Source organism: Hyphomicrobium denitrificans 1NES1 (assembly GCF_000230975.2).
In the GTDB taxonomy this organism is placed as follows: Bacteria; Pseudomonadota; Alphaproteobacteria; order Rhizobiales; family Hyphomicrobiaceae; genus Hyphomicrobium_B; species Hyphomicrobium_B denitrificans_A.
This window is the reverse complement of record NC_021172.1, coordinates 1,847,034-1,871,580: the sequence shown is the minus strand read 5'-3', so window position 1 is coordinate 1,871,580 and position 24,547 is coordinate 1,847,034. Positions and strand designations below refer to the sequence as shown.

Below are 24,547 nucleotides of genomic sequence, written 5' to 3'. Positions count from 1 at the left end.
GCAGATTGGCGCGCAGGATTTAACCCTATGCGCCTCGTGGCAAGTCGACAGCCAGGTAGGCAGCGGAAAGCATGTCGAGGGCATACGTGGCGGCGATGAAGACCGATGGCAGCTCGGCCCGTCCGCGGCCTGCGGCCGAGGCTCGAAACGACGAGGCTATCCTCGTCGCCGAGGCCGGTGCTGGCGACAGCCGGGCTTTCGGCGTGCTGATGGAACGTCACCTCGGAGGCATCGTCTCGATCGCACGACGGATGCTCCGGGACGATGCCGAGGCCGAAGACGTGGCGCAGGAGGCGTTCCTGCGGCTTTGGCGCTCCGGCGCGACGTTGGAGATGGGGCCTGCGGGTATCAGGCCGTGGCTGCGCCGTGTTGTTTCGAATTTGTGCCTTGATCGCGTACGCGGACAAGGGCGTGTGAAGGTGGTTGAGGAGTTGCCGGAGGTTCCCGAGCCAGCCAAGCAGTTGGCCGCACTTGAAAGCCAGGATGTCCAGCGCCGCGTCGGAGGCGCGATGCAGAAGCTCCCCGAGCGGCAGCGATTGGCTCTGACCCTCTTTCATTTCGAGGGATTAAGCCAAATCGAGATCGGCAACATTCTGGGGGTGTCGGATGAAGCGGTCGAGTCGCTCCTGAGCCGGGCGCGCAGGCAGCTGAAAGCGGATTTGAAATCGGAATGGGAATCGTTGCGCAACGACAACGAGCCCTGAATGCGGGAGACGGTGAGACAATGACACGGAACATGAGGCCCGCCGGGCTTGATGGATTGGAGGCAGCTCTCGACACCTATGGTGCCGATAGAACGCGCTGGCCGGCGCCGCTCCGTCACGAACTGTCAGCTTTGATCGCCGATAGCGGCGAAGCCAGAAAAATGCTCCGCGATGCAGAACTGTTCGATGAGCTGCTCGATCGCGCACCGCGGTACGATGCTTCGCGTCTTGATAGCCTCAAGGAGCGGATCGCAACGGCTGCCGCGCATCAGCCGCGTCTTGTTGCGGCACGTTCGGAAGCGGTGCAGCGACCCGCCCTGCGCCGTCACCATGGCTTGGCCGCGACCGCCCTGGCTGCGTCGCTCATCCTCGGTGTCCTTGCCGGACAGTCGAGCGTTGTCAGCGCGCTTTTGGGAACGAATTCGGCGAACGCATCCCGTCAGGTTGCCCAAACCGATGAGGCCGACGTCTTGCTGGATGAGGATATGCTGTGACGGTGGAGGCAAATCAGAGCGGCCGCCGTTCGCGGCTGGTATATCCGGCGTTGATCTTCTCGCTGGCGCTCAATCTGCTCTTTATCGGCGGGCTCGCTACCGCCGTCTGGCATTACTATTCTCGGCACACACGCGGCGAATTCGGTCTTCTCGCTTTCTCGCAGAAATTGCCTGCGGAACATCGCGATGCTTTTCGCCGGCAGGTTATCGATGCGCGAGCCTCATTGAAAGATGAGCGCGAAGCCGTCCGCAACGCCTGGCTTGATGTCAATTCTCTGTTGACTACCGAACCCTTCGACAAGGAAAAATTCAAAGCGGCGATGGCGAAGCTAAGAGAGACGGAAAATCAGTTCAGGACCGGCCTCAATAACTCTTTCGCCGAAATTGCAGCGAGCGTGACGCCCGAAGAACGCAAACTGTTGCAAGCATGGCGCGACAAGCGCAGACCCAATTTTCTAAGGCGCGGCGATTCCGCCAAGGCCGATAGCGATACCAAATCCGATTAGGCTTCATGTTCGGCTGTAGCCGCTTTGTCCGTTTCGTCACACCCAGACGAAACCTCACGCCCGCCCCGAAAAAAGATCATTTTGGGTCGCGGCCAGGAATTGGATGGCCCACGATCGTACCCCCGCAGATGTATCCGTGACGGTAAGTTGGGCGTTTGAAAGCTCGCACAGCGTCCGTGCCAGGATCATGGCGAAGTCATCGCTGTTTGCGGCTTGGCAGCTTTCCTGACCTGATAGCGCGATGGAAAGCTCGGCAGTGTCATTCGTGGCACACGCTCCGATGCGTACGACGGCGCCTGAGCAGGCATTTCGTGACGCTTCCGCGACGAGGTTGATCAGCATCTGCCGCGTCGCCTGTGGATCGCCGATGATCTCAACGCCGGCATCGACATCGGTTTCGATCGTGATGGCACGCGATGCGAGATCGTACTCCGCAAAAGCGCAGGCTTCATCTACAATTGATTTGAGGTAGCATGGCCGCGGCGCCTCCTTGCGCGACGGAGCGGTCAGCAATGCCGTAATCGCCAGCGCATCCTCGGCCGATTTTAGAAGCATGCGGCCGCTTGCGTGAATATCGCGTGCATAGTCGCCATAGGCGCTCGATCCGAGCGGTCCGAAAATCTCCTTCGACATCAGCTCCGAAAATCCGAGTACGGCGTTGAGGGGCGTCCTGAGCTCGTGACTCATGTGGGCCGTGAGTTTTGCCCACGCGGCTCGGTCGAGACCCGCGTTCGACTGGGATTGAACGAGAAGCTCGGGAAATCGGGAGGACGTAGCGTGGCACGAAGCAGCTCCGTTCCGGATATTCGAGGCAACGGCCGCGGTCGATGCATGGCCGGAAGATAGGATGAGAGCTGCCGCCAGCCCCGCGCCAGCTACGAGCAGCACTGTCGCGAGCGATTGCGAATCAAAGTTCAGGACTGCAATGCCGATGGCCGTCAGCAACGCGGATAACATCAAAAGGGGACCACGCCGGACGTCGCGGCTGCCTGCATGCAGCAGCGCCTTGAGCGGGGCGTGCGAGCGCACCCGATTTGCGGTCAAACTGGCAAAGTTCCCCCGGTGAGGAACGGACCAAGTCCGCGCCATCTCTCAATTCCCCTGCCGAATTGTGTAAGTGCCCCAATCCTGGCCGGGGCCGAATCGGCTCCTCATGCCATTGATTCGACAATCACCGATTTGCGACTCACCTGTCGAGGGAGAAAAAATCGACTTGGAATCAAATCTCAAAAAAGTGGCATTGAGCAAAACGGCGGCTCTGCGACCCGGCGGGATCTTTAATCCTCGAGCATGCGAGAAACGATTTCACGGCAGTCGCGGGATAGCCGTGTAGCCATTGCAGCTCGTTTCAGGGCCGACTTGGCGCGGCCTTTACGCTTCGGTTCAAGCGAGCGATAGCTTCGAAAAGCGCCGAGCATGCGTGCCGCAACCTGCGGATTGAGGGCGTCGATCTCCAGAACCTTTTCGGCCAGGAAATCATATCCTGCGCCATCGGCCCTGTTGAATTGCAGCGGATTAGCCATCGCGAAAGCCCCGATCAAGGCCCTGACCTTGTTTGGGGTCGTGATCTTGAAGAGCGGATGAGCGCAGAGCGCCTTCACCTCGTCGAGCGTTTCGGTGCGCGGCGACTGTGCCTGCGCTGCAAACCACATGTCGATCACCAGATGATCGTCCTTCCACCGCTCGAAGAAATCTTGAAGGACGTCGTCGCGTGCCGGAGAATCGACTCCGGCGATGAGGACGAGAGCATGCGCCGCGTCCGTCATGTTTGAGGCTTGCCGATAGTGGGCTTCGAGTCGGGCGTAGTCGTCCCCTGTCCCGCGCATCGTCATGAGAGTCAGTGCTGCGTTCCTGAGTGCCCGGCGGCCGGCGCTTTTGGCGTTGGGAGAAAATTTGACTCCATTCGACGTGTGCGCGTAAACCTCGTCGAGGGTATCGGCAAGCTTTTCGGCGACCGCGCAACTGAACGCGCGATGCGCTTCGAAGATTGCCGCATGATCGACGCGAACCGCTTTCTCGCGCGCCACGTCAGCCACGGCGGGAAGCTTCAGAAGCTCGGCCTTGTAGGCGTCGTCGAGTGTAGAATCGTGGAGTGCGTGTTCGAGTGCCGCAGCGAACTTCGAAGCTTTCGACGCGATCAGCGTTTTCGGCCTTTTGGCATCGAGGTGCGCCAGGATGCTGCGCGAGGCGTACTTGTTACTTGCCTGCCAGCGATTGAAGAGATCGCTATCGTGATGCATCATGAATGCGAGATCGTCATCCGACAGCGCAATCGTGACGTTGACCGGAGCTGAAAAGTTCCTGAGCAGCGAGGGTATCGGCCGCGACGTGACGTTTCCGAAACGGAATTTGGTGGTATGGTGGGTGACGGCCAGAACGCCTGGACGGATCTCTTTACCCTCTTCGACGGCGATATCCATTTCTTTGCCGTTCTCGCCGAGGAGCGCCATGGCAAGGGGGACGAACTGCGGCTGCTTCTTCGCCTTGCCGGGAGACGGCTTCAGCGTCTGATGCACGGTCAGCTCGGCCGCCTTCCTGCGCCGGTCGAACGTCAGATCGCAGACCAGTTCCGGCGTGCCACTTTGCGTGTACCAGCGCATGAATTCCGTGAAGTCGACGCCGCTCGCATCGGCAAAGCAGGCGACGAAGTCCTCGATGGTCACAGCCTGCCCGTCGTGACGATCGAAATAGAGATCCATTCCGGCACGGAATTTCTCGCGGCCTAGGATCGTCTCGATCATGCGGACGACCTCGGCGCCCTTTTCGTAGACGGTCGGTGTATAGAAATTGTTGATCTCGATGTAGCTCTCCGGCCGTACCGGATGCGCAAGCGGGCCCTGGTCTTCGGGAAATTGCAGGGCTCGCAATTGGCGAACGTCGGTAATGCGCTGCACGGTGCGGCTTCGGCTTTCAGCTGAAAATTCCTGATCGCGATAGACGGTCAGGCCCTCCTTGAGGCAGAGCTGAAACCAATCGCGACAGGTGATGCGATTGCCCGTCCAATTGTGGAAATATTCGTGCGCGACGACGCTTTCGATCGACTCGTAATTTGCGTCCGTCGCCGTTTCTGGGGACGCAAGGATCAGGCGGTCGTTGAAGATGTTCAGTCCCTTGTTCTCCATCGCGCCCATGTTGAAGTCGGACACGGCAACGATGTTGAAGACGTCGAGATCATATTCCCGGCCGAAGCGCGTTTCGTCCCACCGCATCGCCCGCTTGAGCGAATCCATCGCCCAATGCGCGCGGGCTTCCTTGCCATGTTCGACGTAGATCCCAAGATCGACCTTGCGGCCGGATCGAGTTGTGAACATCGAAGCAAGCAACGCCAGATCGCCACCGACGATCGCGAAAAGGTAAGACGGCTTCGGGTGCGGATCGTGCCAGACAGCATAGTGGCGTTTACGGCCCGCCAGCGTGCCCCGCGCGATCGGATTGCCGTTGGCAAGCAGAACGGGAGCCATCGCGATATCGGCTTCGAGACGCACGGTATAACGTGCAAGAACGTCTGGCCTGTCCAAGAAATAGGTAATGCGGCGGAAGCCTTGTGCCTCGCATTGCGAGCAGTAAACGCCGCGCGAAAGATAAATTCCTTGTAGCGCCGTATTCGCTTCGGGATTGACGAACGTCGTCACTTCAAGCGTGAACGGTTCCTTCGGCGGGGCTGGGATCGTCAAGCCGGTCTCGCTGACCGTATAAGCGGGCCGTCTGAGTTTTTTGCCGTTGAGCGAAATGCTTTCGAGTTCCAACAGTTCGCCATCGAGCTTCAGCGGCGTTTTGCCGGTGATCTTCGACTGTGGATTGCGCCGGATCGATAGCTTTGAGACGACGCGCGTCTTTATCGGATCGAGCGCAATGTCGAGATCCACCGTATCGATCAGGTATTCGGGGGGCCGATAATCGGCGAGCAGAACTGGTTTAGGATGTTCTGATTTCATGGGCGTCCTGACGCCAGCAACTTTTGGGGGGCCCGGTTTCGCCGGACGATCGGATCGAACTTATCCAATCGGCGAACGAATGACTATCCCGGCCACCTAGCCGAGGCGCCGCCGGAATTCCTCGTATCCGAACGAGCGAAGCACGGCGAAGGTATAATCCTCGTTCAATACGGCAAGATCAGGCAACGGCACACCGTTGAACGTGTTATTCTTGACGAAGGAGTATTGCATCATGTCCGTGAAAACGACGCGATCGCCGGCCTTGAGCGGCCGGTCGAACGAGTATTCGCCGATGATGTCGCCGGTCATGCACGTCTTGCCGCCGAGAATGTACGTGTGTCGCTTCTCGCCGGGTGCGCCGGCGCCGACGATCGAAGGCGTGTAGGGCACCTCCAGCACGTCCGGCATGTGCGTCGATGCCGAGGCATCGAGGATGGCGATGTCCTTCTCGTTGTGATGGAGATCGAGAACGGTCGCGACGAGGTATCCGGTGTCGACCACGAGGCCCGCGCCCGGTTCGAGAATAACCTCGACGTTGAACACGCGCCGAAATGCCTTGATCGCCGCGATCAGCTTGTGGATGTCGTATCCCGGCTTATTGATGAAATGTCCGCCGCCGAAGTTCACTGTTTTGACGCGGCGGATGAAGTCCGGAAACTCCCGAGCAACGTGCTCGATCAGGCCGATCGATCCGGCATCTCCGGATTCGCAGAGCGCATGCGTGTGAAGAATATCGACATGTCCCCACGGCACGCGGTCGAGCATCTCGCGCGTTGCACCGAAACGGGAATAGGGTGCACAGGGATCGTAGAGCGCGCCGCCGAGCGTCGCGTTCGAATATCCGGGGTTGATCCGGATGCCGATCTTGAGATTCGGATGCGCCTTCAGCACCGAAAGGTTCTTTTCGATCTGCTCAGGCGAATTGAAATAAATGTGCTGCGCCAGTTTTGTCAGACGCTCGACTTCCCCAGGCGCGTAAGCCGGCGAATAGACGTGAACTTCCTTTCCGAATTCCTCGTAACCGAGCCGCGCTTCGTACTCGCCGCTGGCCGTCGTGCCGTCGAGCACGTCGCGCATCGCCGGAAAAGCAGCCGGCAGCGCGAATGCCTTCGTCGCGAGCAAGATCTTGCAGCCGGTTTCGCGCTTGATCTCGGCAGCACGCGCCAGATTGCGCTTGAGTGCTGCCATGTCGAGCACGTACGCGGGCGTCGCAATTGTGCGCGCCCAATCGAAGGACTGCAACTGAAGCTCTGAGGGGTCTGCCAATCGTGTCACCAAATTCCAGTTCTGCGCGCTAGTTTGTAACGCGAACGGGTCCAGCGGTCGCACCGGGCCATTTGTAGACGAACGTCAGATACGCGAGCGCAAGATAGATGGCACCGAATGCCAGCGCGCCGAGCGCTGTCGAGGCCTCATAGAGGCTCGGGCAACAAGCCCCGCCACGTCGTTGCGTACGCTAAGAATTTCGGCTTCGCTCATCAGGTATCGACGGAAAACAGCTTCTTCTGATCCTGCTTCTCGATCTCCTTCACGTGCCACGGCAAGCCCTGTTTGCCAAGCTCTTCGAGGAACGGAACGGCCGGCAGCTGCTCGACATTGAAGACGCCTGTGCCTTTCCATTCGCCGCGGAACATCATGATGGCACCGACGACGGGCGGGACGCCGGTGGTATATGAAACCGCCTGCGCGCCGAGTTCCTTATTCGTCTCGGCGTGGTCGCAGACGTTCCAGATCATGTAGCGCTTTTTCTTGCCCTTCTTCTCGCCTTTGAGCACGACGCCGATCGACGTCTTGCCGGTGTAGTTCTCGGCAAGCGACGAGGGTTCCGGCAGCAGCGATTTCAGGAACTCCATCGGAATAACGGGGTTGCCTTTATACATGACCGGATCGATGCGCGTCATGCCGACGTTTTCCAGCACTTCGAGGTGCTTGATGTAGTTGTCGGAGAAGGTCATCCAGAAGCGGATCTGCTCCAGACCCTTGATGTTCTGGACGAGGCTTTCTTCTTCCTCATGATAGATGAGGTACGACTTCACCGGTCCGACCTCCGGATAGTCGATCATTGTCGAGATCGACAGCGGATCGATCTCGATCCACTCGCCATCTTTCCAATACTTGCCGCGTTGCGTCACCTCGCGGAGATTGATCTCGGGGTTGAAGTTCGTCGCGAAGGCCTTGCCGTGGCTGCCGGCGTTGCAGTCGACGATATCGATGGTGTGAATCTCATCATAGAGCTTCTCCTGCGCGTAGGCGCAGAAGATATTCGTGACGCCCGGATCGAACCCGCAACCGAGCACGGCCATAAGACCCTTGGCCTTGAACTTGTCGTGGTAGGGCCACTGGTATTTATAAGTGAATTTGGCTTCGTCCCGCGGTTCGTAATTGGCCGTGTCCATGTAATGAACGCCCGCTTCCAGGCAGGCATCCATGATCGGCAGATCCTGGTAGGGAAGCGCCATATTAATGACGAGGTCGGGCTTGACCTTATTCAGGAGCGCGACCATCTCGGCGACATTGTCCGCATCCACTTGCGAAATCTCGATCGGCGTCACGCACTCGGCCTGGACTTTCTTGCAGCTTTCGATGCGGCGCGAGGCGAGATGGATTTTCTTGAAAACGTCGCGGTTCATCGCGCATTTTTTCGCGACGACCGAACCCGCCGCGCCAGCCCCGATGATGAGTACGTTGTTCACTCGCCCGCTCCCAAGTTTGAACAGCCGGCCAAGCCGGCAATTGAGCAGCGCAATAATTGCGCTGGGGCGGGGAGATAGGGCACGCAGCGGGGTATTTCAACACTAATTCAAATACGTTAGCCGATCGAGCCGCGACGGAGCCGGACAACAAGCGAATTATGACAGTGCAAGCGCCTTTCGCCGTTCACTTCTTGGCATCTATGGGGATGAAACCATCCCGATTCGGCATCTTTATCTTCGGTAAAGAGAGAGCATTTATTTCATCGCTTTCGGCGATGATCTTGTTGGCGGCGAGAAGATAGGCCGTCAGCGCATAAATCTCGTCGGACGAGAGGGAGCCCGGTGCCGCGGGCGGCATGGTGCGCCGGATGAAATCGAAGATCGTCGTCGCGTAAGGCCAGTAAGACCCGATTGCCTTGCTCGGGTTGTCGGCCGTCGGCGGGTGCGGACCGCTGACGAGGTCTTCCGCAGTTGCACCCTGGCCTTCGTCGCCATGGCAGCTTGCGCATTTCTGCAAGTAGATGGCGCGGCCGTCTTTCGCGGTGCCGTGTCCGGGAGGCAGTCCGCGCCCGTCCGGAAAAACCGTGAGATCCCATTTGGCGACCTCGGTCTTCGACATCGGCGTTCCAAGATGCGGCGTTTGCGGATTGTTTTGTGCAGCAGCGTGGCCCGCTAGCGCCACGCACATAAGCAGCACGAGCGCGCTCGTCGGCTTAAGAATAGACATGCCGGACCTCGCCATCCTCGTCGACCGCCCAACTTGCGATGGCATTGTAGTGAAAATATCCGTTGCGGCCCCGCTCTTTGATGAGAACGTCCCGCTCCGGCTGCACGTAACCGGTTTCGTCGGTTGCCCGGCTCTTGAGAACGGCGGGCTCTCCGTTCCATTTCCAGGGCATGCGGAAGCGCGTGAAGCAGCGTGTCATCACCGGCCCATCGAGAAGAGCTTCCGCCCAGGATTTGCCGCCATCGGCTGAGACGTCCACCTTGGCAATCTTCCCGCGCCCGCTCCACGCGAGGCCGTGGATCTCATAAATGTTGGGGCCCTTCAACGTCTGCCCCGGCGATGGCGACGTAATCAGCGATTTCGCGTCCATCACGAACGTGAACATCCGCGCTTTGCCGGACGGAAGCAGCTCCGTGTACTTTGCTGTTTCGTTGCGCGTCATGGCGGGCTGGTCGGTGACGTGCAGACGTCTCAGCCACTTGACGTTCGTGATGCCTTCCCAACCCGGCACGACGAGCCGGACGGGATAGCCGTTCTCCGGCCGGAGCCGTTCGCCGTTCTGATAGAGTGCCACGATTGCATCATCCATCAGCTTCGAAAGTGGAAGGCTGACGTTCAACAGGTTTGCATCCGCGCCTTCCGCAATGACCCACGAGGCGCTGGGGTCGACGCCGGCTTCATCAAGAAGAACCGAAAGCGGCACGCCCGTCCACTCCGAGCACGAGACGAGGCCGTGGAACGACCCGACGGGACGCTGGATCGGTTCCTCGTGCCAGCCGGCATTGCTGTTGCCGCCGCACTCAATAAACAAAAACTGCGAGCGCATCGGATAGCGCAGCAGATTTTCGACTGTGAACATCAGCGCCTGACGTACGCGGCCGTGGATCACAAGGCGGTGCTGTTTGGGATCGATATCCGGTACGCCGTTGTGGTGGCGTTCGAAGTGCAATCCGCTCGGCGTGACGATCCCTTCAAGGTATTCGAGTGGCGTCCAGGAGACGCCGTCACCGGCGGGAGCGCGATTGCCGCCAATATTGCGCACGACGTATTTCTCGTATTTCGACGGCGTGCCGTAACCGCTGAACGGCCCGCCCGTTTGGTGCAGCCAAGGGGGATCGGCCCAATTTGCGTCTTGCTGCGGATCGCCCGTCCCGGCGTGCGCAAAACAGGTGGGCGACGATGCTGCCGCCACAAAGACAACGCCGCTCTTAAGCAAAAGGCGGCGATCCAAAAGACCACCGCCCGCAATTGGCGTCAGATCGCAGTCTGAGAATTTGCCGGCCATGTGGCCGCGCTCAGCAGGAGCTAGGACTGACTCGGCGTCGAGTTGCCCGAAAACTTCATGCCTTCAGAATCTTCAGCGCGCACGCTCATCACGTCGGACGGGTTGCCCTGATACGTAAAGCGGAAGTGCGGATTTTCGCTGATCGAGATGCCGCCCGTCATTGTGAAAACGAGCTTCTCGCCCGTGCGGACTTCAATCTTGTCGACGAAATGCGCCGGCGTGTAGAGGCCCGTCACCTGATCCATCTGCAGTCCGGAATTGTTGGGATGCTTGATCATCACCTCGGCTTCCTGAGCCGCCGCAGCTTCAGGATCCTTGAAGGCCGTCCTGATTTTCATCTTACCCATCGACTTTGCAGCTTCTTCGGCATCCTTAGAGGCCGGCGCCGAACAGCCGCCCGAAGCCTTCACGAAACGCGACGCCATATAAAGTTTGCCGTCGGCAGTTTCGGCGATGGCACGCACGTTGGAATATTGGTCTATGCGAACGCGCGTTGCGAGAACGCGCTCGCCGGTTCCTGCCGCGTCGCCGTAGTTGAATGTTGCGACAATCGGAGAAGGATTCTTGTCGATGACCAAGGTTAGCGATTTGACGTCCTTGGCAAACTCCGCCGGCAGACGGACGCTGATCGGAACGGTCGAGGCATCTTCCGCGCGATAGGGCGCGTCCAGTGTTACCTTGCCTGCTCCATCGAGAATGTCGCGGGCACCGAAGGCGGCACTTTTGATGCCATCCCACGCGACCGAGCCATCGTCCGCGCGCGAACTTGAAGGTGCCGTGAAGGCCAACGCAACGCCGAGCATCGCCATTGCTGCCGACCGGATAGCTGCACTGCGCATTGTGTCCTCTTCGTCTCGGATAAAGACCGCCAAGCAGTCTCTCGGTGTCTGCCAAATTTTCCCGAATGCTATACTAATATGGTGAGCAGGTCATCTATTACGCAAGGCGCACCGTCAGGACGGCTCTCGGAGCCCGAATTTACGTGGCTCCATTAAACCATTGTGAAATCAATGCGTTATGAATCCGGAATCAGGCAGCGCCCTGACTTCGGCGGGCTTTCGAACCAGAAAGACGCGGGCCGGCTGCCAGCAAGTTGCGCAGCATTCGGACAAGTCGAGACGCCGGGCCCTTTTTTCCGCACTGGATATTGATCCTCGCGCCTTCGAAAAGCAGGAACACTTCATCTGCCAGAAGCTCCGGATCCCGGTAACGCGCGGCCTTGAAAAGCTTTACCAGATTGGCCCGCTTGCGGCGTTTATAGGCCTCAATCAGGGCTCTAGCAGGATGTTCCGGATCGAGTTCGACTGCGGCGTTTGCAATGGCACAGCCACGTTCGAGCTTATTGGTCAGGACGTCTTCGACGTAATCCACCCAGGCATCAAGGCACTTTTGCGGATCGCCGGAGTTTTCGGAAATAATGCGCTCCCAGACCTCGTCGCCTTCGTCTGCGAGTTTTTTGATATAGGCGACGATTAAATCGTCTTTTGATTTGAAATGCCTGTACAGTGTCATTTTATTGGTAAGGGCCGCCTCGGCGATGGCGTCGACCCCGACGGGGTGGAGGCCATAGCGGTAAAAAAGGTCGCGGGCGGCAACCATGATCCGCTCACGTGGCGGCAGCGCTGCGAGTTCCGCAGAGTCGCCTATGCGCAATCTATTGACCTGAGATGTGTTCATGGCCCCTTGACGAGGATGTTACCGGTCGGTACCTACGCGTTACCGATCGGTAACGGGTACCACGACTCGTGGTTCCCTGTCATTTGGTTCTTTACGGGGGTACACGCCTCCACCTTTGCGAATTCAATACGTGCGGCGATATGCAGGAAACGCCACTCGTGTGAACGCATCCGGCAACTCCGCGATAATGCGACCACGGCAAAGTCAGAAAGACGGAGATAGAAGCTGTTCAACCGATCCGCCCTAATCGCAACGTCTATGCTTCTTGTCGCCTCCGGTCTTTCCGGGTGCGGCGAGGAGAAGTCGAATGCTCAGACGGCCGCCGCTCCGCCGGCGCCCGTCGTGACAGTCGCGAAGCCCGTCAAGAAACTTGTCTCGGACTACGACGAATATGTCGGCCGCTTCGTCGCCGTCGATTTCGTCGAAGTGCGCGCGCGCGTCTCCGGCTACCTCGATAAAATTCATTTCACCGACGGCCAGATGGTGAAGGCGGGCGATCCGCTGTTCACGATCGACCGCCGCCCGTTCCAGGCTGCGCTTGAGCAATCGAAAGCTGCCGTCTCGCAGGCGCAGGCCAATCTCGCGTTTGCCGAGGCCGATCTGAAGCGCGGTGAAAATCTCGTTCGCGGCACGTCGATCACGCAGCAGACGTTAGACCAGCGCGTTCAAACGAAGCGCGTCGCGGAAGCGAACGTGACGGCGCAGGAAGCAGCGACCCGCCAGGCTCAACTCGATTTGGATTTCACCGAGCTCACGGCGCCGATTTCGGGCCGCATCGGCGATCGCCGCGTTTCGGTGGGCAATCTCGTGACGGGTGGTTCGACTGGCACGACGACGCTTCTTGCCACGATCGTCTCCGTCGACCCGATTCGGTTCGAGTTCACGATGGATGAGCAGTCTTATCTCCGCTATTTGCGGGCGGCGTCGGACGCGCAGGCCGACAGCACCGATCGTGGCATGAAGCTGCCCGTGTCGCTGAAGCTTATCGACGAGAAAGATTTCATGCATGAAGGCAAAATCGATTTCGTCGACAACGTCATCGACCGCTCGTCAGGGACGATCAGGGGCCGCGCAGTGTTCGCAAATGCCGACGGCAAGCTGACGCCCGGAATGTTCGGACGCATCAGGATCTCGGCGTCTCCACCCGCGGAAGCGCTGCTCGTTCCGGACACTGCAATCGGCACGGAACAGGTGCGAAAGTTCGTTTTTGCCATCGGAAAAGACGATGTCGCAACGCCGAAGTACGTGACGCTTGGGCCGGTCGTCGACGGTCTGCGGGTCATTACCGCAGGCCTCGCTCCCGACGATGTCGTCATCGTCAACGGCCTGATGCGCGTGCGCCCGGGCGTCAAGGTCGCTCCTCAACAAGCGACAGCCGAAGCAGCGACTGCGAAGGATCAGGCGGTCCGAACCAACTAAGCAGGCAAAGAGCGGATGCGCATCTCGCATTTCTTCATCGACCGGCCGATCTTTGCGGCCGTTATTTCGATCGTGTTCATCATCCTGGGCGCGGTGTCGGTCACGCGTCTGCCGATCGCGCAGTATCCCGACATTGCGCCGCCCGTTGTCAACGTCACCGGACAGTACCCTGGCGCAAGCGCCGAGGTTGTGGCGGCGACCGTCGCGACGCCGCTCGAACAGCAGATCAATGGCGTCGAGCACATGCTGTTCATCTCGTCGAACTCGACGAACGATGGCCGTTTCTCGATCTCGATCACGTTCGACATCGGAACGAACCTCGATATCGCGCAGGTGCAGGTTCAGAACCGCGTTGCGATCGCGCAGCCTCGATTGCCCGCCGACGTCCGAAACATCGGCGTGACCGTCGCCAAGGCGTCGCCCGACCTGATGATGGTCGTGCATCTTTTGTCGCCTGACAACTCGCGCGACACGCTGTTTATTTCCAACTACGCCAACGTCAACGTCGTCGATACGCTGAGTCGCATTCAGGGCGTCGGCTCGATCACGGTCTTTGGCGGCCGCGACTACTCGATGCGCATCTGGCTGGATCCCGATCGTCTCCAGTCCTTGGCGATGACGGCGAACGACGTGGTTGCGGCGCTGCAGGGCCAGAACGTACAGGTCGCTGCGGGCACCTTGAATCAACCGCCGATTAAAAATCCCGGCGCATTTCAAATCACCATCCAGACGCTTGGTCGCCTCGCCGATCCCAAACAATTCGGCGAGATTATCGTCAAGCGCAGCGGCGGCGCCGTCGTCAGGCTGAAGGACATTGCGCGTGTCGAGCTTGCGGGCCTCGACTACGGCGTGAATTCCTATCTCGATAAGACCGCCGCCGTTGGTCTCGGTATCTTCCAGTTGCCGGGCTCGAACGCCATCGACACGGCGCAGAAGATCAAGGACACGATGGCGGAAATTGCGAAGAATTTCCCACCGGGCGTCCAATACGACATCATCTACGATCCAACCGACTACATTCAGCAGTCGGTGAACGCGGTCGTCCAAACGATTTTGGAAGCGATCGTCCTTGTCGTCCTCGTCGTCATTCTCTTCTTGCAGACGTGGCGCGCGGCGATCATTCCGATTGTGGCCATTCCCGTGTCGCTCATCGGCACCTTCTTCATCATGGCGATGTTCGGCTTCTCGCTGAACAACCTGTCCTTGTTCGGCTTGGTGCTCGCAATCGGCATCGTCGTCGACGACGCCATCGTCGTGGTCGAGAACGTCGAGCGAAACATCGCGAACGGGTTAAACCCGCGCGAAGCGGCTTATCGCACGATGGAAGAGGTCGGAACGGCGCTGATCGCGATCGCGCTCGTGCTGACGGCCGTGTTCGTTCCGTCGGCGTTCATCACCGGCATCTCGGGCCAATTCTATCGGCAGTTCGCCCTGACGATTGCCGGCGCGACGATCATCTCGCTGATCGTCTCGTTGACGCTTTCTCCGGCGCTTTGCGCGCTGCTGCTGAAGCCTCATACCGAGGCGCACCGCACCAGTCTGCTCATGTGGCCCGTCCATGCATTCTTCAGGATGTTCAACTGGGGCTTCGACAAGCTTTCGGTGGGGTACGGTTGGTTCGTCGGCAAGATCGTCCGCTTCGCAGTTGTGATGCTTGTCGTGTATGTCGGGCTCATCTCCTTCGGATTGAACGAGTTCCGCAAAACGCCGATCGGCTTCATTCCTGATCAGGATGGCGGCTATCTGATTACGATCGTGCAGCTACCACCAGCCGCATCGCTTGAGCGCACCGACGCCGTCAATAAGCGCGTCGTCGATCTCGCATTGACAGTGCCGGGCGTCGCGCACGCCGTCAGTCTCGTGGGCTTCTCCGGTGCGACACGCGTCAATGCGTCGAATGCCGGTGCCGTGTTTGTCGTCCTGAAGCCGTTCGAAGAGCGAGGCAAGGATCCGGCGCAGTCGGCCAAAGCAATACAGGCTGCGTTGCTCGCCAAGTTTTCAGCAATTCAGGATGGATTGGTTCTCGTCGTCGCGCCGCCGCCCGTTCGCGGCCTCGGCAGCGCAGGCGGGTTCCGGATGATGGTCGAGAACCGTTCGGGCGCGAGCCCGAGCGTGCTGCAGAATGCCGTCAACGCCATGATGGGCAAAGCTGCGCAAACTCCGGGCGTGAGGCAGGTTTTCTCGCTGTTCGAGACGGCGACGCCGCAACTCTATCTCGATATCGATCGTGTCAAGGCCGAGATGCTCGGGGTCAATATCCCCGATGTGTTCGCGGCGCTCCAAGCCTATCTCGGTTCGATCTACGTCAACGACTTCAATATTATCGGCCGAACGTTCCGCGTGACCGCGCAGGCCGACAGCGCGTTCCGCCTGACCAGCAAGGACGCACTCAACATCAGGGTCAGGAACGCCAACGGCGATACCGTGCCGCTTGGCTCCTTCACGACGGTGAGCGACGTTTCAGGTCCGTCTCGCGTTCCGCGCTATAATCTCTACCCGGCCGCTGAACTCGACGGCTCCGCTGCTCCGGGGTATTCGCAAGGGCAGGCGATTGACATCATGCAGAAGCTTGCGGCCGAGACTCTGCCGCCGGGATTCAGCTATGAGTGGACGGATCTCGCCTTCCAGCAAATCCGCGCCGGCAACACGGCGGTGTTTGCATTTGCGCTCGGCGTCGCATTCGTATTCCTGGTGCTCGCGGCGCAGTTTGAAAGCCTGACGCTGCCACTCGCCGTCATCCTGATCGTTCCCATGAGCCTGATCGCGTCGATTTCCGGCGTCATTCTGCGCGGCATGGACAACAACATCCTGACACAGGTCGGCTTCATCGTTCTCATCGGCCTTGCCGCAAAGAACGCCATTCTGATCGTCGAATTCGCCGAGCAACTCGAAGCGCAGGGCCGCGACCGGTTCGCGGCGGCAACGGAAGCCGCACGTCTGAGAATGCGGCCGATTCTGATGACGTCGCTCGCCTTCGTGCTGGGCGTCGTGCCGTTGGTGTGGGCCGTCGGCGCCGGTGCCGAGCTTCGTCAGGCGCTCGGAACTGCGGTCTTCTCGGGTATGATCGGCGTGACCGTGTTCGGTCTGATCTTTACACCCGTATTTTACGTCATCTGCCGTTGGCTCGCGAGGCTTGGCCGGCGCCGGCCGGCAGCACAGGAATTACACCCGGCTGAATAAGAAGACGGCGGCAATGCTTTCGCGGTGATTCGTACTCCGGCTGTCCCGCAAGCTCCGCGCACGTTGCCGGAGTCATGACTGGCCCTCGACTGTGCCGATCAGGCATTCATTCGAGTGACCGATGAACCGCAAAGAGCGACGGCGTGCGCTCGCGACGTCTCGCGCAGCGCCACATCAGATTGACCCGGCGGCCGCGGCCGACTATCGCGACGCCGTGCACTACTTGCAGGCTGGCGAGTGGCTGAAATCGGAAATGGCGCATCGCCGTGTCCTGGCGAAGGCGCCGGGCCATCCCCCGACACTCCATCACCTCGGGCTGATCGCTTACAAATGCAACGATGGTGTGCGAGCCGTCGAGTATATTCGACAGAGTCTCGATTCCGATCCTCGGTATCATCAGGCGTGGTTGAACCTCGCCATCATTCTTGCCGACCTCAAGCGCTCGAAAGAAGCGATCGAAGCCTGCAAGCAGTGCGTGGCGCTGCAACCCAAGAATTCGGCAGCCTTTGAAGTGCTGGGCAACCTCCTGCGCGTCGCCCAGAACGACGCGGAAGCGATGGAGGCATATCTGACCTCGCTGCGTCTGCAACCCGAACAACCGAGGGTACTGGCGCGGCTTGCGGAGATGATGCTGCAAAGCGGCAATGTTCCGGATGCGCTGGCGTATTGCCGCCGGGCGCTGAAAGTCGATCCTACGCTTTCGGAGTTGCGGCGGCTCGAGCAGCGCATACTCGCGACGTCAGGCTCGATGCACGACGTTGAGGCTGCACTCGCTACTCAGGCGGCAAGTCCGGCAGAACTGGCCAAAGGCTTGAACGATCTCGGTGACTATCTTCGCACGCAATGGCGCTATGAGGATGCCATCGATGTCTACAGCCGGGCCGCGCTCGCCGATCCGGCCTCGGCTGACGCGTTGCTCAACATGGCGCTCGCGTTCACGAGTCTCGGGCGCAAGGAGGAGGCGCTCGCGAGCTATCAGGCGGGCCTTGCGATCGACCCCGATCGCGCCGAAGCGTATGCCGACGTCGGCAACTTGCTTCGTGGCATGAGGATGTCGACTGGCGCAATCCAGGCGTACGAGAAGGCGATCGAACTCGAGCCGACGCTGGCCGTCGCGCACTACAATCTCGCAGTGACACTGAAGGAGCGCGAACGCTACGACGAGGCGCGCGCAGCATTCATCAAATCGGTCGAGCACGCGCCGGACTCGATCGTTCACCGCTTCGAACTGGCAAACCTGCGGCGCGTTCTCTGCGATTGGGATGGATTGGATCGTGAGGAGCAGGAGTGTCTCGATCAGTTCCGGCAGCGGGGAGCGCACGTCGCACCCTTCCAGCTGATCTCGACACCCGCAACGCGCGCCGATCAATTGGAAGCAGGGCAGCGCCATGCTGCAACGCTTGCGGCACCTGACGCATTGCGCTTCAAAGACCATCGCGGTCGACTGGGCATGGGCCAGCGCATTCGCGTCGGATTCCTGTCCGCGGATTTTTTCAACCATGCGACTGCGATGCTGCTCGTCGAGGTCCTGGAGAACATTGATCGCAGCCGGTTTGAGCTGTTCGGATATTGCTTCAGCCCCGACGACGGCACGGATTTGCGCCGGCGCATCATTGCTGCGTTCGACCGCTATGTGCAGATCGGCACTATGACCGACCGGAGCGCTGCGCACGCAATCCACGAAGACGGCATTGATATTCTCGTCGACCTCAAGGGCTATACGCGGGACGGCCGGCCGGAAATTCTCACCTACAGGCCGGCGCCTATTCAGGTGAACTATCTCGGCTATCCGTGCACGATGGGCATGGATGGCATCGATTACATCCTGACGGACCCGATCGTCGCGCCGATGGAGCATCAGGCGGGTTATTCGGAGCGGATCGTGCATCTGCCGGATTGCTATCAGCCGAACGACCGGAAGCGAAAGATTTCCGAAACGCCCGTGACGCGCGCCGATTTCGGGTTGCCCGAGGATGCCTTCGTCTTTTGCTCATTCAACAATAGCTACAAGCTGAACGCGACGATGTTCGACGTCTGGATGTCGCTGCTGCGGAGGGTTGCTGGCTCCGTGCTATGGCTTCTGGTTCCGACCAGTGCTTGCCGCGAGAACCTGCGGCGCGAGGCGGCTGCCCGCGGCGTCGATCCGGACCGGCTCGTTTTTGCGAGCCGCCTGCCGATTGCCGAGCATCTGGCACGGCATCGTCTCGCCGACCTGTTTCTCGACGCGCTTCCCTGTAACGCCCACACGACTGCGAGCGACGCATTGTGGGCGGGTTTGCCGGTGCTTACTGCGATGGGGGAAACGTTCTCGGGCCGCGTCGCGGCAAGTCTGCTGACGGCGGCCGGTTTGCCGGAACTCGTTACGGGAAGCCTCGCAGACTATGCGGAGGCCGCGCTCGCCCTGGCGCAGGATAAAACCAAGCTTGCCGATCTCCGAGCGAAACTTGCGAGACAGCGTGAGACTGCTCCGCTGTTCGACAGCACCCGCTACACGCGTTATTTCGAAAGCGCTCTCTCGACAATGGCCGAGATCGCTCGTGCTGGCGAACCGCCGCGTTCGTTTGCCGTTACGGATTAGGCTTTACTGGCAGATCGAGCGATATTTTCGCTCTTTCATGTCGAGATGAAAGTGATCGTGGTGTGCCGCGTTTGCGTCGGGACCGAGGACGGTCCCGAATATCTTGCAGGCCTCGTCATGGGCCACATGCAGAAACTCTGAAGTCGCGTCCTTCTCGGGTTTTTTAGCGTCATCAGGCTTGGTCTTCGAACTGTCGTCGGCCCCATGCGCGACGGAATTGGGAGCACCGACCCGAACCGCAACGACAGTCACGGTTTTTGCGCGCATATGTGCAACCCCTGCTTTCGGAGCGTCTCTGGATTCTTCATCATTGTGCGCAGTCCATGATCTCGAAACCCGGACGATCTTGCCGTTTTCGAGAACGAATCCCGAGATATCGATGGCATTCATCAAGGCATGCTCGCTGATCGGCGCGCGTGCCAATCCATAGCGATTTCGGCATGAGTAGGACCCCGCCAATATGCGCACGATCGGTGAGCCGAAGCTTCTCTTGGCAGCGGGCTGCAGCTTGTCTGAAACCCAGGTATTTAGCGCCGCGATCATCGGACACCGGAGTGTTGCAGGCGGCTGAAATTTCACTTTGCTTTCGCCGATACTCTGAAGCTCTCGCGGCGCCGGCGCGCCACACGTGCCCTCTCTTGCGGGAGGAAGCGGCTCGGTAACGACGGTCATCTTGTCGAGCAGCCGCGCGCATTCAGCTTTGGCGTCCGCGATTTCGCTTTCGGTCCACGCGGGCGCCTTCTGCAGCGCAGGCGGAAGAGGTGCCGGAGTTTTTTGATCGGCCGGTTGCGACGGAGAGGGTGCCTGCTCCGTCTTCGTGTTCTCGGGCCCCGATGGGGGGTGGGACTGCTGCGCTGGAGTTTCCGGAGACGCGAAAGGATGTGTCCGTACGATTTCGATGGACGGAGGGGCCGGCTCGCGTTTGATCAGATAAGCGTGTAGGACGACGAGTACGACAAGCCCGATGAAAACCGCGCGTGAGAGATTGGTAGAAGTCCGAATGAGGAATCTGACGGCTCTGGCAATCGCCAGAGTTTGCAGCGCCCTAGCGCGCATCAGAACTTCGTGCCGGGCGCTCAAGATAAGCTCCAACAAAATCTGGCGGGCATCGCGCCAGTATCGCATACCCTGGTTACGTTTCGATTAGGGCAACAGGTGGCCGGGAGGCTGGCATTTGGGCAAACCTGAGCACATGCCGTTAGCTCGGATCGAAACGGCGAAGTTCAGCACTTGGTTCCTCGGCGCGGCGCACCATGACCGTCGGCGCCTGCGCAATACGCAAAGTATTCTAACGGCCTGCAGCCGACTTCAGCGCTTGCAGCCGGTAGCCGCGGGGCGTCAGGCCCGTTACGCTTTTGAACAGCCGCCCGAAGTGTGAAACGTCTCCGAAGCCCCAGGAATACGCAATGTCGCTGATCTGCCGATGTGTTTGAGCGGGATCGACAAGTGCTTCCTGGCATTTGACAATTCTTCGGCTGAACAAGAGCCGTTGCAGCGATGTTTCTTCGGCATCGAGCAGCTGGTTGGCGTAGCGCACCGAGATGCCGGCCGCGGCCGCGAGTTCCTCACACGTCACGTTGGGGTTTGTGAGATTGGCATCGACGACAGCCTTGAGCCGCAGGAGCGAGATAAGGCGCCCGGAGGAGCGTGTTGTGGCGTTACCATCGCTTTCCGTAAGCGCCAAGGCCACCAGATCAATGAGCTGATGCGAGATCTGACTCTGGGCGGTATCGCTGAGCAGCGACAGTTGTGCCGGAAGCAGCTGAATGAAATTCGACGCGAGTGCACCGGCTCCGCTGGCCCCGTCGACGCGCCGCGCCGTCCATTGCGCGATGCGGCCCAGGCGCGCTTCGAAATTTCGGCGATCGAGCTCGATCACGAGCTTCTTTGATCCGATCGAACTCACAACGCTGCTCGGCGCAGTATTGTCGACGAGGGTCAGATCGCCGCTTTGTAAAAGAGCATCGCGGCCGTTCTGGCTGACCCTCGTGCTTCCGGAGACTTGCGAGCAGATGAAAATGGAATCCTTCGACTGCGCGATCTGACGGGCAGTCCGCCAGCTGGTCACGCCATTGTTGCTGGAGATTGTGAGGAAAGCTCCTGCGAACGGCACCGAGCTGATCTCCCCCTCGAAGCCGGCGCGGTCGCGCGGCCGGCATTCGAATGGGACCATGGCCCGGCACGCCACCTCATGCCAGTAGTCGAACCGGTCCCGCGGGTGCACGGACGCTGTCGACACCAAGGCCATCGTAGCGGCGCGGTGTGTCACGACATCACCGGAAAGTCTGGCGTAATGTTGGCGTGCTCGACATAGCCCCACCGTGCGGTTTGCGGTCGGGATGATAAGTCCTGTGACGAGCCGGTCAAATGCAAACTCAGGCTATCAGTCAGTATTTGTGGGCTTGGGCGAAAGAGATGTCCGAAATTTCATGTGCCGATGCATTGACATCCTTCTCACGCGGTCTGCGCGCCGAGAATGTTTTTTAGCGTTGATACGAATTGGTGGGCGTCCGCCGCGGAGACTCCGGAAAGAAGTTTTTTCTCAATCCGCGTGTAAAGGCGGTCGGCACCTGCAACTGCCTTGAGCCCGCGTTTCGAGAGCCTTACGCAGTACGCGCGTCCATCGACGGGCGAGCGCCGGCGCTCGAGGAGCCCTTTACGGATTAGCCTGCTGACGATACCTGCGACGGTCGACCGGTCGATGCCGGTGATCGTGACAAGATCGGTCTGGCTCAAATCGTCCTCACGCGAGATCGCGGTCATGATAGCGAGCTGCCTGAGGGTCAGATCGCTATCGCTTGTTTCATTTGAGTAAAGCTGGGTCGCGCACTGATCTACGCGGCGCAGAAGATGCAAGATCGACCGCTGAAAGTATGCCGCGTTGTTCTGGCTCATATTCGGTCTCCCAATTGCTGTGAAGGCATTCATCAGCATGCAAACACTTGCCGAAGAAACACGAGGCAGCCGATGGAGTCTCGATTGGCGGGGTTCTGAAAATAGGACGTGAGGGAGATAAGTCTTTGTGCATCCGTTTCCGGTGCTTGCGATGGACTTTTAATGACCTAACCCGCCGTCGTTTCGCAAATGATGGAGAGAATTTAATGCAATGGCATCAGCTGTGAAAAGCTGCATCGCATCGGCCGGAACGCCGCGGTTTTGATGCCACACAGCCCGATATTCGGGTCAAGGCAGCGCCGTACGTAATGCTACGTTCGATCGGTTGCGGCATCATCCGGCCGCCCGTCCGGCTTGAGGGTGCTTTCCTCGCGGGGCGACGAGGTACGCGCAGCTTTCTACCGGGGGCGCGGATAATCCGAACGGTACTGCGGACGACGAGAGGCTATGGCGACCATCATCACCGTGCACGGCACGTTTGCGAAGCCGACGGAGACAAACGCCGATGGCGGGTCGGCGCCCGAGCTCCAATGGTGGGAGGCACAAAGCACGTTCGAGAACGATCTTCGCGAGCTTGTCGAAGGGCGCGACGGCAGGCTGGATGTGAAGCCATTCATTTGGCCGGGAGACAATAGCGAGGTCGAGCGCCGCGAGGCCGGGGCAAGGCTGGCGAAGATGATGCGCGAGCTTGAAGCGCGGAGCGAGCCTTACTGCATCATCGGCCACAGCCACGGCGGTTCGGTTGTCTCCTCGGCGTTGCTCGAATGCGCGGCACGCAGAAAGACGCTGCCCAACCTGAAGCGCTGGATCACCGTCGGCACGCCCTTCATCAATCTGCGCAAAGAGCTGTGGCTGTTGACCCGCCTGAGCCTCGTCCGCAAAGTCATTTTCGTCGCGTCGATGATGCTGCTGTTGATGTTGCTCATCTATCAGGTCGCGACGATCCTCACGAGTGACCGCATGCTGTTCGGCGGCCTGTTTCCGCGCGTCCAGTACTGGACGATTGCGTTCATGAGTACCCCAGCTATCACCATCTATTTTCTGTTTAAATATCTCGACGGCCGGGCCATGCTCGATCATAGGCGCCGCGTGACGAGGCGAGCGCGGGAAAACTTCGGTGCACGCTGGCGCGCTTTTGCGCACCCCGATGACGAAGCCATCCAGGGTCTGGCCTTGCTTCCGGACGCCCGTCTGACATTTTTTGACAAGTCGTTCGCCGTTTCGACGATCACGCTGGTTTCGGTCATTGCGCTGCCGCTCATCTATCTGGCGGTTCTGTTTTCGCCGCCGACGATCGTCGGCCTGTCTAACTGGCTCTACACGCATGTTTACGAGGTGAACCTCACACCCGAAGCTGAAGCAGATATGAAGGCGCTGCGCGATGAGTTAGCCGCCATCCGCAAAAGCCGGGATAGAGAAACCAGCGCAACGGCGACGCCGCAGTCTGATCAATCGCAGCAGGAACGAGCGGCTCTCTGGCGGCAATTTCGCGAAAAGCGCAAAGCTCTGGAGGCGAAGTATCCGAATTTTTCCGAGATCGAGCGCGCGACGCGCTTTCGCCAACGCTTTCTCGAGACCAAGGATGGACAGCCTTGCGAAGGCGGCGTCATCTGTGGCGGTGGGCATGATCTTACCTACAACAGCGGACTTCTGCTGCACCTCGTGACTGACGAGCTGTCGTGGTTTTTGGGCGCGAACAACATAAGCGGAGCAAGCAGCCAGCGGTTGCTCTGGTCGCTGGCGATTCCGATGGTCGTGACGCCGCTGATATTCGGCGTCATCGCGCTCGTGTTAATGGCCACGATCCAGGCGCTTGCATCCGTCATCAGCGGCGTATCGAGCAGGTTCCTGAACAGCATCACGAATTCGGAAGTGAAGCGCGCCGGCTTCGGCAATGATACCGAAGGCGAGGTCGTGGCCGGCTCGGCCGATCGGCCACCTTGGCTCGATCGATCGCAGCCGCGCTTGCCTGCCTCGGTCGCCGATCTGGTGACCGACTACAGCAACGCGGCGGCGAGCCAGTCCATTGCGAAGTTCCGGCAGGCGATAGGACAGATCCGGTTCGCCGTACCGCCGCATAGCGCCGACACCGCGATCAGCACGTATTTCACCTGGAAGGAATTGGTGCACGCCTCCTATTTCGACGTGCCGGAGTTTCGCAAGCTTGTCGCGCAGGCTGTTTGCCGCGCCGATGGATTTGCGCCAAGCGAACGCTTCGTGGCTGACCCGGATTTCGTTCGCACCGAGCAATGGCTGGCCGCAATCGAACAATCGCCCGGAACGACACAGGTGCCGAGCGACCGCGATCCGACCGAAAAAGACGCCAAGGCCGTCGCGGCAGTCGTAACATCGACGGTGAAGGCACAACCTTAGCAGGGCCTTCTGCCGCCGATCCGTGCTGACACCCAGGCTTCGCCGCTGTTAGAGCAGCGACGCCGATAATCGCGGAGGACA

Annotated in this window: 18 protein-coding genes; 7 read left to right on the top strand and 11 right to left on the bottom strand. The window is 59.7% G+C overall.

The genetic code is table 11. The annotated features are described in order from the left end of the window. Positions 1 to 71: 71 nt before the first annotated feature. From HYPDE_RS08910 to HYPDE_RS08900, 3 genes are read left to right on the top strand one after another with little or no spacing between them, the layout of a single operon-like run. Complete coding sequence (locus HYPDE_RS08910) at positions 72 to 704, top strand: sigma-70 family RNA polymerase sigma factor (RefSeq protein WP_015598100.1); 633 nt, start codon at positions 72 to 74, stop codon at positions 702 to 704. 20 nt (positions 705 to 724) lie between these two features. After that, positions 725 to 1,198 (top strand): hypothetical protein, encoded by a 474-nt coding sequence (locus HYPDE_RS08905; RefSeq protein WP_015598099.1) that lies wholly within the window; start codon positions 725 to 727, stop codon positions 1,196 to 1,198. Beyond that, positions 1,195 to 1,704, top strand: a complete 510-nt coding sequence (locus HYPDE_RS08900) for a periplasmic heavy metal sensor (RefSeq protein ID WP_015598098.1) — start codon at positions 1,195 to 1,197, stop codon at positions 1,702 to 1,704. Before HYPDE_RS08905 ends, HYPDE_RS08900 begins: the two co-directional genes overlap by 4 nt. A gap of 54 nt (positions 1,705 to 1,758) precedes the next feature. On the opposite strand, the gene HYPDE_RS08895 is transcribed toward HYPDE_RS08900, so the two are convergent. From HYPDE_RS08895 to HYPDE_RS08860, 8 genes are all read right to left on the bottom strand, one after another. After that, positions 1,759 to 2,748: a sensor histidine kinase gene (locus tag HYPDE_RS08895; RefSeq protein WP_244437815.1), complete on the bottom strand. Its 990-nt coding sequence runs from the start codon at positions 2,746 to 2,748 to the stop codon at positions 1,759 to 1,761. A 233-nt stretch (positions 2,749 to 2,981) separates the two neighbouring features. Further along, positions 2,982 to 5,639: an aminopeptidase N gene (gene pepN, locus HYPDE_RS08890; RefSeq protein ID WP_015598096.1), complete on the bottom strand. Its 2,658-nt coding sequence runs from the start codon at positions 5,637 to 5,639 to the stop codon at positions 2,982 to 2,984. Positions 5,640 to 5,735: 96 nt separating this feature from the next. After that, positions 5,736 to 6,914: a carboxynorspermidine decarboxylase gene (gene nspC / locus HYPDE_RS08885; RefSeq protein ID WP_244437814.1), complete on the bottom strand. Its 1,179-nt coding sequence runs from the start codon at positions 6,912 to 6,914 to the stop codon at positions 5,736 to 5,738. A gap of 203 nt (positions 6,915 to 7,117) precedes the next feature. Continuing rightward, positions 7,118 to 8,332: a saccharopine dehydrogenase family protein gene (locus tag HYPDE_RS08880; protein WP_015598094.1), complete on the bottom strand. Its 1,215-nt coding sequence runs from the start codon at positions 8,330 to 8,332 to the stop codon at positions 7,118 to 7,120. A 184-nt stretch (positions 8,333 to 8,516) separates the two neighbouring features. Continuing rightward, entirely contained in the window at positions 8,517 to 9,059 is a 543-nt protein-coding gene (locus tag HYPDE_RS08875; protein WP_015598093.1) for a c-type cytochrome, read from the bottom strand. Next, positions 9,046 to 10,344, bottom strand: a complete 1,299-nt coding sequence (soxC, locus tag HYPDE_RS08870; RefSeq protein ID WP_015598092.1) for a sulfite dehydrogenase — start codon at positions 10,342 to 10,344, stop codon at positions 9,046 to 9,048. The genes HYPDE_RS08875 and soxC overlap by 14 nt, the downstream gene beginning before the upstream one ends. Before the next feature lie 20 nt (positions 10,345 to 10,364). Continuing rightward, positions 10,365 to 11,183, bottom strand: a complete 819-nt coding sequence (locus tag HYPDE_RS08865) for a quinoprotein dehydrogenase-associated SoxYZ-like carrier (RefSeq protein WP_041321059.1) — start codon at positions 11,181 to 11,183, stop codon at positions 10,365 to 10,367. Positions 11,184 to 11,373: 190 nt separating this feature from the next. Continuing rightward, complete coding sequence (locus HYPDE_RS08860; protein ID WP_244437813.1) at positions 11,374 to 11,943, bottom strand: TetR/AcrR family transcriptional regulator; 570 nt, start codon at positions 11,941 to 11,943, stop codon at positions 11,374 to 11,376. A gap of 336 nt (positions 11,944 to 12,279) precedes the next feature. On the opposite strand from HYPDE_RS08860, the gene HYPDE_RS08855 reads away from it, so the two are divergent. From HYPDE_RS08855 to HYPDE_RS08845, 3 genes are all read left to right on the top strand, one after another. Next, the gene (locus HYPDE_RS08855) at positions 12,280 to 13,440 is read left to right on the top strand and encodes an efflux RND transporter periplasmic adaptor subunit (RefSeq protein WP_015598089.1); all 1,161 of its coding nucleotides are present in this window, start codon (positions 12,280 to 12,282) and stop codon (positions 13,438 to 13,440) included. Positions 13,441 to 13,455: 15 nt separating this feature from the next. Beyond that, the gene (locus HYPDE_RS08850; protein ID WP_015598088.1) at positions 13,456 to 16,620 is read left to right on the top strand and encodes an efflux RND transporter permease subunit; all 3,165 of its coding nucleotides are present in this window, start codon (positions 13,456 to 13,458) and stop codon (positions 16,618 to 16,620) included. A 121-nt stretch (positions 16,621 to 16,741) separates the two neighbouring features. Next, complete coding sequence (locus tag HYPDE_RS08845) at positions 16,742 to 19,198, top strand: tetratricopeptide repeat protein (protein ID WP_015598087.1); 2,457 nt, start codon at positions 16,742 to 16,744, stop codon at positions 19,196 to 19,198. A gap of 3 nt (positions 19,199 to 19,201) precedes the next feature. On the opposite strand, the gene HYPDE_RS08840 is transcribed toward HYPDE_RS08845, so the two are convergent. The 3 genes from HYPDE_RS08840 to HYPDE_RS08830 form a co-directional block, all read right to left on the bottom strand. After that, a complete protein-coding gene (locus HYPDE_RS08840; protein WP_144061231.1) occupies positions 19,202 to 20,278 on the bottom strand; it encodes an extensin-like domain-containing protein in 1,077 nt (358 codons plus the stop codon). A 208-nt stretch (positions 20,279 to 20,486) separates the two neighbouring features. Next, a complete protein-coding gene (locus tag HYPDE_RS08835) occupies positions 20,487 to 21,467 on the bottom strand; it encodes a helix-turn-helix domain-containing protein (protein WP_144061230.1) in 981 nt (326 codons plus the stop codon). 185 nt (positions 21,468 to 21,652) lie between these two features. Then, positions 21,653 to 22,093 carry a MarR family winged helix-turn-helix transcriptional regulator gene (locus HYPDE_RS08830; RefSeq protein WP_015598083.1) on the bottom strand — a complete coding sequence of 147 codons (441 nt, stop codon included), beginning with the start codon at positions 22,091 to 22,093 and terminating at the stop codon, positions 21,653 to 21,655. Between the two features lie 447 nt (positions 22,094 to 22,540). Here HYPDE_RS08830 and HYPDE_RS08825 point away from each other — a divergent pair, with 447 nt between their 5' ends. Continuing rightward, on the top strand, positions 22,541 to 24,466 hold the full coding sequence (locus HYPDE_RS08825) for a hypothetical protein (RefSeq protein ID WP_015598082.1): 1,926 nt from the start codon (positions 22,541 to 22,543) through the stop codon (positions 24,464 to 24,466). The last annotated feature ends 81 nt before the right edge of the window (positions 24,467 to 24,547 follow it).

Coding starts and splice junctions, on each gene's coding strand:
- soxC (WP_015598092.1), bottom strand. CDS start 10,344: ATGGCCGGCAAATTCTCAGACTGCGATCTGACGCCAATTGCGGGCGGT.
- HYPDE_RS08830 (WP_015598083.1), bottom strand. CDS start 22,093: ATGAGCCAGAACAACGCGGCATACTTTCAGCGGTCGATCTTGCATCTT.
- HYPDE_RS08860 (WP_244437813.1), bottom strand. CDS start 11,943: ATGGTTGCCGCCCGCGACCTTTTTTACCGCTATGGCCTCCACCCCGTC.
- HYPDE_RS08845 (WP_015598087.1), top strand. CDS start 16,742: ATGAACCGCAAAGAGCGACGGCGTGCGCTCGCGACGTCTCGCGCAGCG.
- HYPDE_RS08910 (WP_015598100.1), top strand. CDS start 72: ATGTCGAGGGCATACGTGGCGGCGATGAAGACCGATGGCAGCTCGGCC.
- HYPDE_RS08905 (WP_015598099.1), top strand. CDS start 725: ATGACACGGAACATGAGGCCCGCCGGGCTTGATGGATTGGAGGCAGCT.
- HYPDE_RS08850 (WP_015598088.1), top strand. CDS start 13,456: ATGCGCATCTCGCATTTCTTCATCGACCGGCCGATCTTTGCGGCCGTT.
- HYPDE_RS08855 (WP_015598089.1), top strand. CDS start 12,280: ATGCTTCTTGTCGCCTCCGGTCTTTCCGGGTGCGGCGAGGAGAAGTCG.
- pepN (WP_015598096.1), bottom strand. CDS start 5,639: ATGAAATCAGAACATCCTAAACCAGTTCTGCTCGCCGATTATCGGCCC.
- HYPDE_RS08875 (WP_015598093.1), bottom strand. CDS start 9,059: ATGTCTATTCTTAAGCCGACGAGCGCGCTCGTGCTGCTTATGTGCGTG.
- HYPDE_RS08865 (WP_041321059.1), bottom strand. CDS start 11,183: ATGCGCAGTGCAGCTATCCGGTCGGCAGCAATGGCGATGCTCGGCGTT.
- HYPDE_RS08825 (WP_015598082.1), top strand. CDS start 22,541: ATGGCGACCATCATCACCGTGCACGGCACGTTTGCGAAGCCGACGGAG.